Annotated in this window: 11 protein-coding genes, 1 pseudogene and 1 other annotated feature; of the genes and pseudogenes, 1 reads left to right on the top strand and 11 read right to left on the bottom strand. The window is 31.7% G+C overall.

Features of this window, described 5'->3' with window-relative positions; all coding sequences use genetic code 11:
* The 4 genes from dptF to ACMHYH_RS02115 form a co-directional block, all read right to left on the bottom strand.
* A complete protein-coding gene (gene dptF / locus ACMHYH_RS02130; RefSeq protein ID WP_414839757.1) occupies nucleotides 1-2,289 on the bottom strand; it encodes a DNA phosphorothioation-dependent restriction protein DptF in 2,289 nt (762 codons plus the stop codon).
* 385 nt (nucleotides 2,290-2,674) lie between these two features.
* Nucleotides 2,675-3,145, bottom strand: a complete 471-nt coding sequence (greA, locus tag ACMHYH_RS02125; RefSeq protein WP_414839756.1) for a transcription elongation factor GreA — start codon at nucleotides 3,143-3,145, stop codon at nucleotides 2,675-2,677.
* Between the two features lie 64 nt (nucleotides 3,146-3,209).
* A complete protein-coding gene (locus tag ACMHYH_RS02120; protein ID WP_414839755.1) occupies nucleotides 3,210-3,491 on the bottom strand; it encodes a hypothetical protein in 282 nt (93 codons plus the stop codon).
* A 33-nt stretch (nucleotides 3,492-3,524) separates the two neighbouring features.
* Entirely contained in the window at nucleotides 3,525-4,244 is a 720-nt protein-coding gene (locus tag ACMHYH_RS02115; RefSeq protein ID WP_414839754.1) for a CBS domain-containing protein, read from the bottom strand.
* A gap of 245 nt (nucleotides 4,245-4,489) precedes the next feature.
* Between ACMHYH_RS02115 and ACMHYH_RS02110 the strand changes: the two genes are divergently transcribed.
* Nucleotides 4,490-5,947 (top strand): WD40/YVTN/BNR-like repeat-containing protein, encoded by a 1,458-nt coding sequence (locus tag ACMHYH_RS02110; protein ID WP_414839753.1) that lies wholly within the window; start codon nucleotides 4,490-4,492, stop codon nucleotides 5,945-5,947.
* A gap of 118 nt (nucleotides 5,948-6,065) precedes the next feature.
* Here the strand turns inward: ACMHYH_RS02110 and ACMHYH_RS02105 are convergent, their stop codons facing one another.
* The 7 genes and pseudogenes from ACMHYH_RS02105 to ACMHYH_RS02075 form a co-directional block, all read right to left on the bottom strand.
* Nucleotides 6,066-7,535: a hypothetical protein gene (locus ACMHYH_RS02105; protein WP_414839752.1), complete on the bottom strand. Its 1,470-nt coding sequence runs from the start codon at nucleotides 7,533-7,535 to the stop codon at nucleotides 6,066-6,068.
* Nucleotides 7,536-7,761: 226 nt separating this feature from the next.
* Nucleotides 7,762-8,847 carry a GGDEF domain-containing protein gene (locus ACMHYH_RS02100; RefSeq protein WP_414839751.1) on the bottom strand — a complete coding sequence of 362 codons (1,086 nt, stop codon included), beginning with the start codon at nucleotides 8,845-8,847 and terminating at the stop codon, nucleotides 7,762-7,764.
* A gap of 147 nt (nucleotides 8,848-8,994) precedes the next feature.
* Nucleotides 8,995-9,213, bottom strand: coding sequence for a DUF3006 domain-containing protein (locus tag ACMHYH_RS02095; protein WP_414839750.1), 219 nt, complete (start codon nucleotides 9,211-9,213; stop codon nucleotides 8,995-8,997).
* Nucleotides 9,214-9,771 (bottom strand): annotated as a pseudogene (locus ACMHYH_RS02090) (ComEC/Rec2 family competence protein); the annotation flags it as partial. It abuts the gene before it with no gap.
* A 62-nt stretch (nucleotides 9,772-9,833) separates the two neighbouring features.
* Entirely contained in the window at nucleotides 9,834-10,052 is a 219-nt protein-coding gene (locus ACMHYH_RS02085) for a hypothetical protein (protein WP_414839749.1), read from the bottom strand.
* 170 nt (nucleotides 10,053-10,222) lie between these two features.
* Nucleotides 10,223-10,945 carry a YcjF family protein gene (locus ACMHYH_RS02080; protein ID WP_414839748.1) on the bottom strand — a complete coding sequence of 241 codons (723 nt, stop codon included), beginning with the start codon at nucleotides 10,943-10,945 and terminating at the stop codon, nucleotides 10,223-10,225.
* A gap of 192 nt (nucleotides 10,946-11,137) precedes the next feature.
* Nucleotides 11,138-12,751 (bottom strand): L-lactate permease, encoded by a 1,614-nt coding sequence (locus ACMHYH_RS02075; protein WP_414839747.1) that lies wholly within the window; start codon nucleotides 12,749-12,751, stop codon nucleotides 11,138-11,140.
* Nucleotides 12,752-13,391: 640 nt separating this feature from the next.
* Nucleotides 13,392-13,637, top strand: a binding site (T-box leader).
* Nucleotides 13,638-14,016: the final 379 nt, after the last annotated feature.

Here is a 14,016-nt window from a genome sequence, read left to right as displayed (position 1 = left end):
TTACACCCTCTCAATTTCATATTCTATACCATTATTTGTTAACTCGATAAGAACTCCAGTATCTTTATCTAAGACTATTGTCTTAAATAAAGACTGTTTATTATTGATAATTTCTTCAATGAATTCAGTAAAATTTATTCCTTGTTTCTTATCGAATTCTTTCAAAATATATCCTTTTTTTGTAGCATATAATAATTTGAATAGCTTATAATCAATTTCAATTTTGTAGTCTTTCTGATTATTCGTACTTTCTGCATATTTCAATAAAATATTATAATTAGTATTATTTGTTGCTATTACCCCTCTAAAATTTAATATAATTTCAACTGCAATTGCTACTGAAGCAGTGACATGTTTACTATTAATGAACAAATGATGCTTCTTTGGAGATCCATTCCAGATATATACTGAATCTCTTATCAAAGCTGCTAATGGATTAATAGATTCACCTTTTTTACTTAAGGATAAATATTCCATAAAAGTATTATAAGATTTATCTGCAAATAGCTCATGATTATAATTTAATAGAAATTTTAATCTTAAAAAGCCACTCATATTTTTTTTGTGGGTTTTTATATTTTCTGATCCTATACTTGAAAAAATTTGATTCACTAGTTCGAATTCAGCAGGAGAAAAATAACCTTTGACTTTTTCTAAATAGTTATTCGTGTTGTACAGTTCAATATTTAACTGATCTATTTGATTGTTTTGAATATTAACTGGATCTAATTTAGAAATAGAGTTTAAAATAGGAGATTTTTCTTTATTTTCAAACAATAAATATGGAAGAAATCCTGTTATTTTTTCTTTAGCATCTTCGCTAGGGACAATAATATCATATATAAAATTAAATAATGCTCTTGTTGAAATGATATTTTTGTATTCTATCTGAGTTCGTATCAAAAGATATTTAATAGTTTGTTGCACATTTTTGTTTAACATAATTTCAAAGTTATAATTATGCTGCGCAGATTTTTTTTCTTGTCTATCTTTTAAATAAGCTTTATAAAAAGGATTATTTTCATTTTCAGAAAATATTTTATTAAATAAGTCATCATAATAGATACTTTCAGAACCTTCATAACTAATTTCAAAAGAAGAATTATCAAGAAAAGAAACAAGATGAAAGTGTTCGCTTTTATGCTCGTAATTCAATGAAGAATCAAATAAGCCACTATCTTCTACAAATTGAGTTAATTTTTGATACAAATTTTTTTTCTTCATTTCTTGAATAAAATTATTCAAAACACCTACATTAATTGCTAAAACTAAATGTTGATTCGTATTTTCAATAAGATTATCATCGAAATTTTTCAATATAATTTCTAATGTATCAATTGCGGTTAACTCAGGTTTTATGCTTTCTGTAGCATCGTTGTGGATGTCTATTTGGCTAAATAGTTCTGGATACTTATCTTTAGAGAATGCTAATAAATGTGATTTCCCATCTCCTACATTTCCACATAGAAGTGTTAGTGAAGAATGACGATTTTCAACGTTTTCCTCCATTAAATCTATAAACTCTTTTTCTATTTGTCTTTTAACATGGATATATTTTTTAAAAGAGTTAAACTGGTCAGAATTGACAATTGCTTCTTTAGACGTATCTGCTAAATAAGATAAAATTTCCAACAAATTATTTTCTTTATCTATTGAATAATTTTGACTCTTTTCAAAATAGTTATAATTGTTCTGAACGAGAGATAAATAAACTCTCATTTGTTCTTCATTTAAATCCGATGAAGCATTATTATTTATCTTTCTTTCAATCGTAACAATATCAAATAAATTATCGAATTCAATGTTTGTTAATATTTTCTGGAACTTAAGATTCCTTATTTTAGATTCTATATCTTTTGTAGCAAAAGATGCATTATAGTATTGATCTTTTGATTTAAAAACTAAATTAAACAATTGCTTGAAGTTTACTTCAAACTTTTGCATTAATTCTTTTAAAGAGTCGCCTACTTTATATGAAGCTAAATTCACTCTCTCTTCTTCAACAATTTCAACTTTTAAATTCTTTGAAAAAAATACAATACTCTTAAATTCCTGTTCTAAATAGCTGTAATTCTCTTTTCTATTTTTATAAAGTAATTTATTAATTTCTCTTATATTACTTAAAATAGTTTCGTCTACTTTTTGTTCAATCAATTCACGATATAAATCATAACAATCATTCAGACTATTTATTTCATCTACATTAGTACCATATTGCTTTGCTAAGTTCTGATAGGCATTACTGACCGTTTCTTTTATTTTATTGTTATAATCTACCTTATTTTCCATAATCCACCTCTTTAATTTCACTAAAAATATAGTTTGTAAAAGCGTTTCCTATTTATTGTAACATAAAAACTACCAGTTATTTATATCAAAAACGTATATTTATTAGGCTTTTCTATAATAGTCTAGCTATTAAAAACGTACTCTATTATCTATCAGATAGTTTTTTTAATACAAGAATAATTAATGAGCGAATTTGATTCCTTTACCGATCTATTTTTTAGAACTTAAAAACCGAAATCATACATTTTAGCAAAAATAATAAGATAGCTTTATACTAACTAATTAGTAAAAAGTTATCTTATATTAATTCATCTATCACAATCAGTATGCAAATTAATCTTACATTATAAGCTACTTCTATAACTATATTTATAGTTCTTTAATCCTACCCAATACCAACAACTTTCACTCTAATCTCCCCAGAAGGAATATCTATGGATACCTCATCGTTTACTTTACTTCCCAATAAGCTTTTTCCGATAGGTGATTCTATTGAAATTTTATGCTCTGCGGGATTAACTTCTAGCGCACCAACAATGGTATAGTTTTCTTCTTCTCCATCAGGTAACTCCATAAAGGTTACGGTGCTTCCGATTCTTACAGTTGGAGATGTTTCATTCTTAGGCTCAATCAATTCTGAATGATAAAGCCTATCTTCAATCAAGGCTATTTGGTTTTGTAATAAAGATTGTTTCTTAAACACATCATCAAAGGTTGCATCTTCTGAAGAATGGCAAAAACTACGCAACTGTTTAATTTCGTTAGTTAGTTCTTTTTGTTTTTCCACTTTCAAATACATTAACTTTTCTTCAAGCTCTTTTTTACCTACTGCTGTCATAGGATACTTTTCTACCATAAAATAAGACTCTCCCTTTTGTAATCTAGCTCGTTTCTATTCTGTTAGCGAAACCACAATTAGTTTAAGTAATGTAGTTTAAAAATTCTCTTACCATTTCTTCATCAATTTCTCCGCTTTCTAATTCAGAAAAATAACTGTAAAATTGGAAAAGAATCTCATCTGTATCATTTAAATAATCTAATTCTTTCTTTGTTAAAAAATCAAGATAATGAATTAAAAAAACTTCTGCATTTTCATAAGTTGTTATCTTAAACGCATGGTCATAGATCGTTTGTTTATCTTTTGTTAACAGTTCATTTTTGAATGCAGTCATTTCATTTTGGATTTTATTTTGTAATGTCATTTTTTTCTTCCTCTTTCTTTGAATGTAACATCCTTATTTATTTTTCACTATTTCTGGAATATCCCAAGGTGTCATTATTCCGACAATATCAGTAGGGGACTTGATGTGTTCATTTTTTGAAATAAGTAAAACATACGCTGTTTTGCCTTCTTTTATTCTTTTATTAAAGATAGATTCAATATCAAAGATTGATTTATTTTCATTGATTACTTCGTATAATCGTTTTTCTTCATGTGCACCCAATACTTCCTCAATTGTAATATCCTTAATTGAGATCAAATCTTCAGAAATAGAATTAGCTAAAAAATTTGTAATCCCATTTTCAGATACAATACCGACAAGTTTATTGTCATTAAATACGGGAAACTGAGAATAACTTTTTTCTTTTACTTTTTTTAAAACTAAACTCAATTTATCGCCTTGGTCAAAGGTTACAACCTCGCTTAAAAACAAGTCTTTTACTTTTTTAGGGTGCTTAATTTTTTCAGTAATCATCTCAATTTCTTCTATTAATAAACTACTAGGCGTTGCTATTGCTTCTTCTCCACTAATTGTTTTATGAATCAATAAGTTTCTAAATTCACGAAAAAAATCTAAGCTGTCCATATAACTAAGAATCACTTTATCTTTTTGGAGTCGAGCTATTCCTAATAACGAACCAAAATTAGTCTCTGCTGATTTGTTCATCTTTTTAGCAACCACATCTTGAAGCTCGTTAAATGCATGGTAAAACCGTGAGATATTGTCATTCATAACCGTGATCTCCCCTATCCAATTTTTACTAATCCCGTTAAAGAAAGCGGTATCAAGTAACTTGACTATTGATTCTATTATACCAATAACTAAGAGAGAATGTATATTGATTCTAGTTCTTTTTTCACCAGACAGATCCTTTCTTTTTCTTAAGAATACTTAACAAGCATTGGTAAAAAAGACTAGACGTGCTAGACTTATTCTAGTGTTTTAATACATTTTACAGCAAATGGAGTTGAACTGGTTTGACTAATAAGAATTACAATTGGCGTGCACTTGTGTTTAATCCTCTTGTCGTCATTGTCTATGGAATCGGATGCTACTACTTATCTTTATTTGCTAAGTACGGCGGTATTAGACTGAGAGTCCCTATTATTTTAATTATTTTTCTTAGTTTACTTCTCTGGTTTACTGGCTGCCTTTACTGGTATATGATAAACCGTTACGAAAAGAAACCTAAAGAAAAGAAACCTTCCTATCACCTAAACCGATTCAGTCAGTTTATCTTTCTTTTAAGTGTGACTTCTCTTATCTTGATTACACTTGCAACAGGTAAAAGTATCTACGAGAGTGGGACCCATTTAAATGGGCGATTGGCTTTCGTCATTGATGAGTTAGTTAATAAACGAACGGTTCTTTTCAAGCACGATAATGTGTATCAAGACGGCTTAGATGGCTTATTTGAAGACCTAGAATCTAGTATTGATTTGCCTAAAGAATTGTATATCGATAATCATTTCGAATTAACCTTCAATAAAAAGGGAGAAATCACTTCTTTCTATAGCTTCTTATATGGGTTAAATGATAAGAGTGAAAAGAAAACTTTTTTAATCGATTATGACCGTTCAAAAAGCAAGAAAATAAATGTGGTTTTAAACGGATTTACTCAGTCAACTTTTAATGAAACAGCTAGACTTCAGCCACTAATTGACGGTGTCAAGCACCTGCCTATTAAAGAAACCGTTAACGATTGGGATGAAGAAACACTTGGTATTTACTATACGGGTTACCGCAACTGGGGATACAATGATAGCAGCATTCGTTACTTTGATAAAAGTGGGATGACTTTTCCAATAAAATCAACTGAAGAAGAAGTAACTGGTTACACTATTTCTATTTATACGCCTAATGAACCAAGCATTACACCGATACGCTTCATTGACTACTCTTTAATACGCTCTTCTCTACAAGAAAAAGTAGCGATAGACACTCATGAAACCAATGAAGATGAAACAGCCTTTTTAAGCGAAACAGTCGGTTACCAATTAAAAGTAGCTGATGCTGCTCTAGGTTCTCGTTTTTATGTACTGGATCAAACTATTGATGGAGGAGAGACTTGGGTAACCATTAATCCTGATCCTTTTCTAGGTGAAATAGGAATCAGTTCAGGAATAACGTTTATCACTAAAAATCTTGGCTTTATTGGACTATCTCATAGTGGATCTGATTATGCAGAACTGTATCGAACAGCGGATGGGGGGCGAACATTTGAGAAATTAACTTTCCCAGCTGTTGAAATTCCTTTAAACGATGCTGAAGAAGCCAATCCTTTTGATTTCCCAGGAATTCCGTATAGAGAAAATGAGTCACTCTTTCTCCAAATAGGACAAGGTGAAAATAGTGATTACCACGGTGGAAGTCAAGTCCTCTACCAGTCTGATGATGATGGAAAAACATGGACGTATACTGCGGAGATTAAGTAACTAGAAGAACAAGCCACTTAAATGAAGATACTATTCATTTAAGTGGCTTGTTCTTCTGTTTATTTTAGCTTCATTTAGTAGTTGTCACGAACGAACTAGTTCGTTCACTCGTATCATTCTATTTAAGAAAGAGCTTATAGGTACTACCTGATTTTACTCTTATTACTTTATTCTTTCTATCTAACTCTCGTAAATCAGTCATAATCCATTCTTTTTCTTCTGGTAAGAATTGTTTATATAAGTCAGTTTGCGCTATTCCTTCATTATTGGAGATTGTATTAAAAATCTTTACGTTTCTTATTCTAGATTCCGCTATGGAGTAATCTCCTGCTTCAATAGCCTTCTCGTAGCATTTAATAGCTAGATGGTAATCTATGTTTAAGCCTTTGCCATTTGCGTACATATCTCCAAGAGCTAACATGCCTTCTTTATTGCCTCGTTCAACCAACTTTTCGTAGTATTTTTTTGATTCCTCGTACTTAGCACTCTCTTCATGCAGGTTGCCTAATGCAAGAATCCCCTCTTCTTGATGATTTTCTAGATGCATCAATTCTTCATAGCACTCTTTTGCTTTATCAAAATTTGATTGTTTCTTATACGCATCCCCTAAGAACTCTAAAGCTTCTGCAGAACCTAACTGATAGGCTTTTTCGAACCACTTAATAGAATTTCTTTCGTCTTTTTTATCTTCTTCATAAATTAAGGCAAGTCTTAAGGCGGCATCACTATTGCCTAATTCCGCCGATTTCCCGTACCAGTCAATGGCACTACTTAGATTGTTCAATCGTTCATCGTATATTTCTGCTATAAAATAGCCAGCCTCTTCATCTCCTAGCTCTCTTGCCTTAAGGTACCAATTTATCGCCACCTTGTAATCCTTTAAATGCTTATAATAAATCATGGCGATTTGATTCATTGCCTCAATACTTCCTACTAATGCTTCTCTTTCGTACTGATTAACCGCTTTTTCGTACCACCTTTTAGCTTGCGCTTTGTTTTTTTCCACTCCCATTCCTCTTTTATACAAAAGTCCTAAATGCAGTGAAGCTTCTGTATTACCAGATTCAGCTGCTTTTTTATACCACTCAATTTCTTTGATTCGATCTTTTTCTACTCCTAGTCCTTGGTAATAACATTTCCCTAGCCAAAACATAGCTTCATTATCACCAAGTTCCGCAGCTTGATGAAACAAGCAAAACGCTTGATTGTACTCTTTTTTCACACCTAATCCTTGATAATACATTTTCGCTAAATTAGTTAATGCAGTTGAGTCCTTTTCTTGTCTAACTGCTAGGCGAAACATCTCGCAAGCTGTTTCATATTCTCCAGTGTTGAAACACAGCACACCATAGCGGTTCATCGCTTCTGTATTGCCATACTTAATCGCAAGTTGATAAAGGGATACAGCTTGTTCAATATGATTCGTTCTTGAAAAATGATTGTCTAAACATAGATCTCCTAATTCTAGCATGGCTTTTGACTGATTATTTTCTATTAGTCCTTCTAAATATGAGAATTGTTCTCTATCTTCTTCTCGTAAATGCTTTCGGATATCATCAAGTACCGATATCTTTATTGATTCATCCATGTAATGATCTCCTTTGTTTCTATTAGCATTTAATTAAGTGTATCGTTTCGCAGACTAGTTTTTACTTTATATCTGTTTTATGTGCTAAATATGAATCGTTCTATCGATGTAGTCATACTATCATCTAGCTTTTATTTTATCTTAATTTAAGCTAACGAACTTTAACTATCACATCGTATTCAAATTTTTTGAAATTCGACTATTTCTAATTTGATATTTTAAAAAATCACGAATAAAGAGTCACTTTATTTCCACCATTTCGTTTAGCTATATAAAGAGCTTGGTCAGCATGATCATAAAGATTATCCATTTCTTTTGTACTATCAGAAAAAGTTGTTACACCTATGGAAACACTAATCTGAATTGCCTTTGTACCATTATTAATGATAAAAAAAGAGTTTTCAATTATTTTCCTAAGGATTTCTGCTCTTTCTCGCGCTTCATTGAGTGTACAATTGTGAACTAGGACTGAAAATTCTTCTCCTCCATTTCGGGAAACAACTTCCTTTGGACCTTGAAATGATTTTAACAGCGTGGCTAATTTTATAAGTACTTTATCCCCTTCTAAGTGCCCATAAGTATCGTTTACTTGTTTAAAACAATCAATATCTATAATCATAATAGAAAGACTCTCATTGGTATTCATTTGCCTTCTTTTTGCTTCATTGAATGCTCTATCAAAACTACGAACATTATTGAGTCCTGTTAAAGGGTCTGTAAAGGCAAAATTTTTATGCTGCATGAATAGTTCTTCGCTTTTAATTAAGTAATCCATTACATAAACAGAAATTAGCCCACCTAAAATACTAATAATACTGTAATTAACTAATAATGGAATGTTTATAGTCGTTGTCAAAGGAATGAGTATCGATAATAGAGTGTTTATTACAGAACTTAATCCAAGCATAACTAAAATACAAACCCATCTATTTTTCATTTTTTTAGAGATATATTGAAAAATAAGCCATGAAAAAAGGATAAAAATAACGTTAGAAAAAGACTGAGCATTTATACCCATTACAAATCTAGCAAAGATGATAAGCGTAACCGTTACAAAAGCTGAAATCCAATCACTATATAATACAATTAGCATCAATGGAATGATCCGTAAATCTATGATAGAGTTTACTCCTGTATCAATACTAAAGTACATTAAAATAATCCCAAGTACACCCGCGAGAAATCCCTTGAAAACAGAATCTTTTTTAGTTTTATATTTACTAAACTCTTTTTTAAATAATTGTTTATAAACAAATAACGAAGAAATTAATACACAAAGATTCAAAAAAAATCCCTCATACACATATAACATTAGCCTCTCCCTTTCTTTACTGTACCCTTATTTAAACGTTTGAATATTAATTATACTATAGTCATTTAATTTGTAAAATATATCACTAGATAAAGCTACAAAATAAAAAAACTCTATCCGAGTAAGGATAAAGTTTTTTGTAATCCACTATTCTTCTTCAAATAATTCCTTCATTAACTCTTCTATTTCAATTCTCAACTTAGCTGTACCTGCTCTATCGATGGTGATAGTATCTCCTTCAAAAATCAATACATCTCCAACTTTACTATCATCCGGTAATTTGTTTTTAGGAATATCTCGCATGTCTTCACCGAATTCAATAACGGCTAGCTCACCTTCAAAACGATCAATAATCCCTTGCTCCATTTACCTCACCATCCTTGGAGTGATTTTTATACCATTTGAGCTAAATACAATATTGCCAGACTTATCTGTTCTATAGACAATTGATTTCACCTTTTTTAATCGGTTAGATACGTCGGATGTCGGATGGCCGTAGCCATTTTTACCTACAGATAAAATAGAATAAGTAGGAATAGATTTTTCTAAAAATTTTGCAGAAGTAGAATACTTAGAACCATGGTGTCCTACTTTTAATACATCAACTTTAGAAATTAATTTTTTAGCTAATAAATCATTTTCAGCTGCGTTTTCAGCATCCCCCATCAATAAAAACGATTTTTTATTGTGTTTAAGATGCAATACTCCACTCCAGTTATTCAAATCTGATTTACCATATGCTCTAACAGGTCCAAGAAATTTCAACGTGATATCTTTAGCTTGCGTTGGGATTTCTACTCCTAATTTAGCGACTGTTATCTTCATTTTCTTACTTTTGACTGCTAAAAGAAAATCTTTATAGGCTAGTGTAGTATGACTGATATTAGGAGCATATACTTTATTGACTTTCATGGTCTTTATTACATAAGCTAAGCCTCCAACATGATCTACATCAGGATGGGTGGAAACAACTGCACTAAGCGTTGTTACTCCATTCTTTTTAAATAATTAACGACTTGAGGGCCTTTCCCTTTTCCCCCATCATCTATCAAAATATTCTCGTTAGGTGTTTGAATCAAAATCGTATCCCTTTGTCCGACGTTTATAAAGTGGACATTAACATAACTAGCAGCTGTAACCTCTTTTATTCCAATAAAAAATAATGCAAACAAAAGAATAAGACTAACTCTCCTGATCTTTTTCATACGTATTCCTACAGTTAACTGAATGTATTCTTATTTAAAAGTATGCGTTATTTTTTAACAGAGTATATACGCAGTTTAGTCGATAATGATTCAAAAAAATTAATTTTATTGCTACAAAAAAGAGATAAAGCATCTCATGCTTTATCTCTTTTCTAATTTTTTTATATTTTTTAGTTTACTGATTTATTCGAATTTTTAAGCAACTTCATTAACGAGCGATACTGTCCTTTAAACGAGGTAGCTTGTTCAAAAATATCTTCCCCATCATTTAGCATTTTTACCGTTATCCATCCTAAAGATTCTGTTATTGTACTAGCGACAGTCGCATTAATTGCAGCACCCGCAACACTCCCAACCACTGGAATAAACTTCAGGATATTTCCAACTGCACTTCTACCTAAACCAACAATGATTAATTCCTTGGACAAGCTTTTACCCAAACTCTCCGACCATGACTGGCCGAATATCTTATGCAAACGAGCCATCATTGTTAATTGAACCGGTACTAGCAAGAAAGCATCGGAAAAAGGAATAGGCGAAAAACCAATAATCACTGCCGTTAAAGAAGCAGCATGAACTGTTTTATGGCATTTCTTACGTGTTTCTTCATCAACACCTTCTAAAAACGTGTCAAAAATAGTATCAAATTGACTTTTGCTTTTATTCAGTGTTTTTTCAGCTTGCTCTTTTGATTTATCATACGTATTGAGTACGATAGCGGATGTTTTTGTTGGCAGTTTTTTTAGTACATCTGAGAAGAAGGAGTCAAATTCTTTTGAACTTTGCTCGGATTCACTGTCTGCATCTTCTGTGTTAACTTGATCCGCTACTTCTACTTGTTTAAACTCTTCTAATTCATCAGTTGTAGATTTTTTTCCAAACACCTTTTTCATATTAACTCCACCTTTATCGTTTAGTATAGAGCATGTAAATTTTGCAAAAAGACTAAGACTTATTTTTTACTTGACTCATGTAATAGACGGTATGAATCATATAATGTAATAGTATAATATCTATTCATCTTTAGCAATTTTCTTTACTAAGGGCTGTTAATAAAATTAGGAAATCTCATTATGTCATATTTTTTAAAACACAATCAATACTGAATACATGATAACCCCAATGATTAGAGCTGCAAAGACCGTTATTGGTAAAATCTTTTTCAAAACTATTCCTTCTTGCCCTAATATTCCTGCTGTAGTTGTCCCTAAAATAATATTACCAGGACAGATTGTATTTCCTATTGCTCCACCCGCAGTTTGAGCGGCTAATAACAACGCGGGATCTAAGTTTAATATTTTAGCTGCAGATAATTGGAAATCTCCAAATAATATATTTGAAGCTAAATTACTACTCGTCATAAATGATCCAAGCATTCCCACTACCGGTGATAACAGAACAAATTCTTTACCAAATACAGACGACATCCCTTCTGCTAAAACGATGGTTTGACCTGTTCCTCCCATAATACGTGACATAATAATAAAACCTATTACTGCTAATCCAGATGGAATGGTCTTTTCTAAAGACTTTTTAATGACCCTTTTTCCTCCACCATCTTCTATCCAATTATTCTTTTTGTAGTATAAATACCCTATTAGTGAAGAAAGAGCTAAGAAAACTGCTGCATGGGTAAACGGTGCAAAAGGTGCGAATTTTTCCAAGGCTACGTTTACGAAGCCATAACCTGTGCTTGTCTCCGGAAAAGAAAAGCCTATCGATACTTGGCCAAGGAAACTTTTCACAGGCTTGACTAACAAGACAAATAACGTTATAACTGTCAATAGATAATAAGGCAAAAAGGCTTGGTTAATTTTCATATCTTTAGGATAATTAACGGCTCCTTCTTCTGTTTTTGACCTATCCATTATGCGACTGTTTTCTACGTGCCATTCGCTGCCATACATCTTTGTTCGACCTAAAAATAAAACAACGATTAATGCGACACTAGAAGGTATAAAAGCTGCGAGTGTTGGGTTAATTTGTGACATGATTAATTGCCCACCACCCTGTATTAAAGAGATTAAGATAACAGCAGGTAATCCCTTTTTCAAGGCTTCTATTTTTCCGTAAAACCAACAAATAGCTAGTCCAGAAATAAAATTCCATATCCAGATAAATAAAGCTGCCCATAAAGCTGTTTTAAGTAACAGCTCTGGATTATCGCCTATGCCTGTCTGGACAACTAAGCCATCCCAAGCTACTCCTAATGTTCCAAATGTATTGCCCCAGGCATGTCCAATTAAAGGTATAAATACCGCCCAGATAGGCGCTACTCCTATGCCTACTAATAGTGGTGCCCCTATTGCTACAGGCACACCAAATCCTGTAATTCCCATTAAGAAGCTTATAAATATCCAGCCGAAAATTAAGACTTGGAGTAACTCATTGGGAGTCACTTTTTGCATCCCGTGTTTAAACACTTCAAATGCTTTAGCCTCATTTACTACTTCATAAAGTAAAATAGCTGTCCAGACTATCAGTAAAACGGTTACAGAAGTCCAAATCCCCTTCAAACTTTCAAGAAGTATCAGGTATAAACTAGACTTGTAAACCGTTATTGCAGATAGAAATGAAATAATTAGTCCTACCGGTGCGGCTTTATCCGCTCCCCACTGAAACTTTACCATGAGGATTAAGAGTACAATTATTGGCAAAGCAGCCAATAACCATGTGAATGAATTTACTGGAATAGTCACTCATTCCACGTCCTTTTCTATAATTTTTAATTTATCTTTTATATGCTCTCCATCTGAGAGTGTTTGAATTTTTGGATTAGCGACACTTTTTATTGTTTCAAATTCTTTATTACATAAGTCCGCCTCAGGATAAGGGGAGACACATTATTAGCAATTGTAAAATCTTTGATTCCAATAAAAAGGAAAAAAAATACGAAAATGAGCTAATCAGTCTCATCTTTTTTTCATTCACACTCCTCCTATAAAATTTAGGTATACTACTTTATATGTATTGTTATTCAAAAGTGTACGTCGGTTTCTAAAAAAAGTACACCCTGTTTGAGATAAAGTCCATATAATTTTTAAAAAGAAAAAACCCTATAAAAGCCTCTTTATAGTACGACATTTTTAACCACAAAAACATGTCTAGGAGACAGTCATATGACCCAAGTACATTTTACATTGGAAAGGAAAAAAATACAAAGTTTAATTGAAAAATCTACAAAAAAAGATGCCGCAAAAACTATTATCCTTGGAATTTTTCATTATAATCTTGACTCTGTTTAATAGCAATTCAAAAAGTTTATGACCTATTATCAAAACACTTCAGTTGACAATTTTGACTATCGTGTTAAAGTTGTGAATAATTAAATTATTAATATACAAACCAATGATACGGAGATAAAAATAAGAAAAGAACTTACAGAGAGCTTGGTGTGGTGTGAACCAAGCAGTTACTGCTTATTAAATGGACCGTAGAGGGCGCAATGAAAGGTTGTTTTTACAATCGAGTACAATGTGACGTTATGACTTACGTTAGTAGTCTGGAATATGTTAGTATTTCGTAGAGATTATGGCTTTGCCATAAATTGGGGTGGTACCACGGGTTTATTTACTCGTCCTTAACAGTTTATTCTGTTAAGGGCGAGTTTTTTTGTTTTTAAAAATGAAAGGAGATCCATAATAATTAAGGAAGCATATTGCACCAACTAGAAAAGAACTTGCCATTCGTACTATCTTCGACCTATTAGGTAGGGCCTTTATCGAATCCAGCAGGCAACAAAATACTTGTTGAGTTATTTGCAGAAGTTCTTTTAAGACTGAGCGTTAAGAAAATTATAATTGACTATACGTATCTAGCTATACCTGACTTTATTGGCTTTATTATCAATTTCCAAAAAAGTCATAGAAGCCTGACTCTCGATTAAGCAAAGAATTTAAAAAGTAAATTAAACCCTAAAATCAAAGCAGTAGGCATCTTTGTAGATGTACACTACCAAGCTGTC

The sequence above is a fragment of the Carnobacterium sp. TMP28 genome (assembly GCF_047553015.1).
Taxonomy (GTDB): Bacteria; Bacillota; Bacilli; order Lactobacillales; family Carnobacteriaceae; genus Carnobacterium_A.
Note: the sequence above shows the minus strand (reverse complement) of the source record. Positions and strands in the feature narration are given on the sequence as shown.

Excerpts from the sequence above, each read along its gene's own strand:
- ACMHYH_RS02095 (WP_414839750.1), bottom strand. The coding sequence starts at position 9,213 with ATGGAGCAAGGGATTATTGATCGTTTTGAAGGTGAGCTAGCCGTTATT.
- greA (WP_414839756.1), bottom strand. The coding sequence starts at position 3,145 with ATGGTAGAAAAGTATCCTATGACAGCAGTAGGTAAAAAAGAGCTTGAA.
- ACMHYH_RS02120 (WP_414839755.1), bottom strand. The coding sequence starts at position 3,491 with ATGACATTACAAAATAAAATCCAAAATGAAATGACTGCATTCAAAAAT.
- ACMHYH_RS02105 (WP_414839752.1), bottom strand. The coding sequence starts at position 7,535 with ATGGATGAATCAATAAAGATATCGGTACTTGATGATATCCGAAAGCAT.
- ACMHYH_RS02100 (WP_414839751.1), bottom strand. The coding sequence starts at position 8,847 with ATGTTATATGTGTATGAGGGATTTTTTTTGAATCTTTGTGTATTAATT.
- ACMHYH_RS02080 (WP_414839748.1), bottom strand. The coding sequence starts at position 10,945 with ATGAAAAAGGTGTTTGGAAAAAAATCTACAACTGATGAATTAGAAGAG.
- ACMHYH_RS02085 (WP_414839749.1), bottom strand. The coding sequence starts at position 10,052 with ATGAAAAAGATCAGGAGAGTTAGTCTTATTCTTTTGTTTGCATTATTT.
- dptF (WP_414839757.1), bottom strand. The coding sequence starts at position 2,289 with ATGGAAAATAAGGTAGATTATAACAATAAAATAAAAGAAACGGTCAGT.
- ACMHYH_RS02115 (WP_414839754.1), bottom strand. The coding sequence starts at position 4,244 with ATGAATGACAATATCTCACGGTTTTACCATGCATTTAACGAGCTTCAA.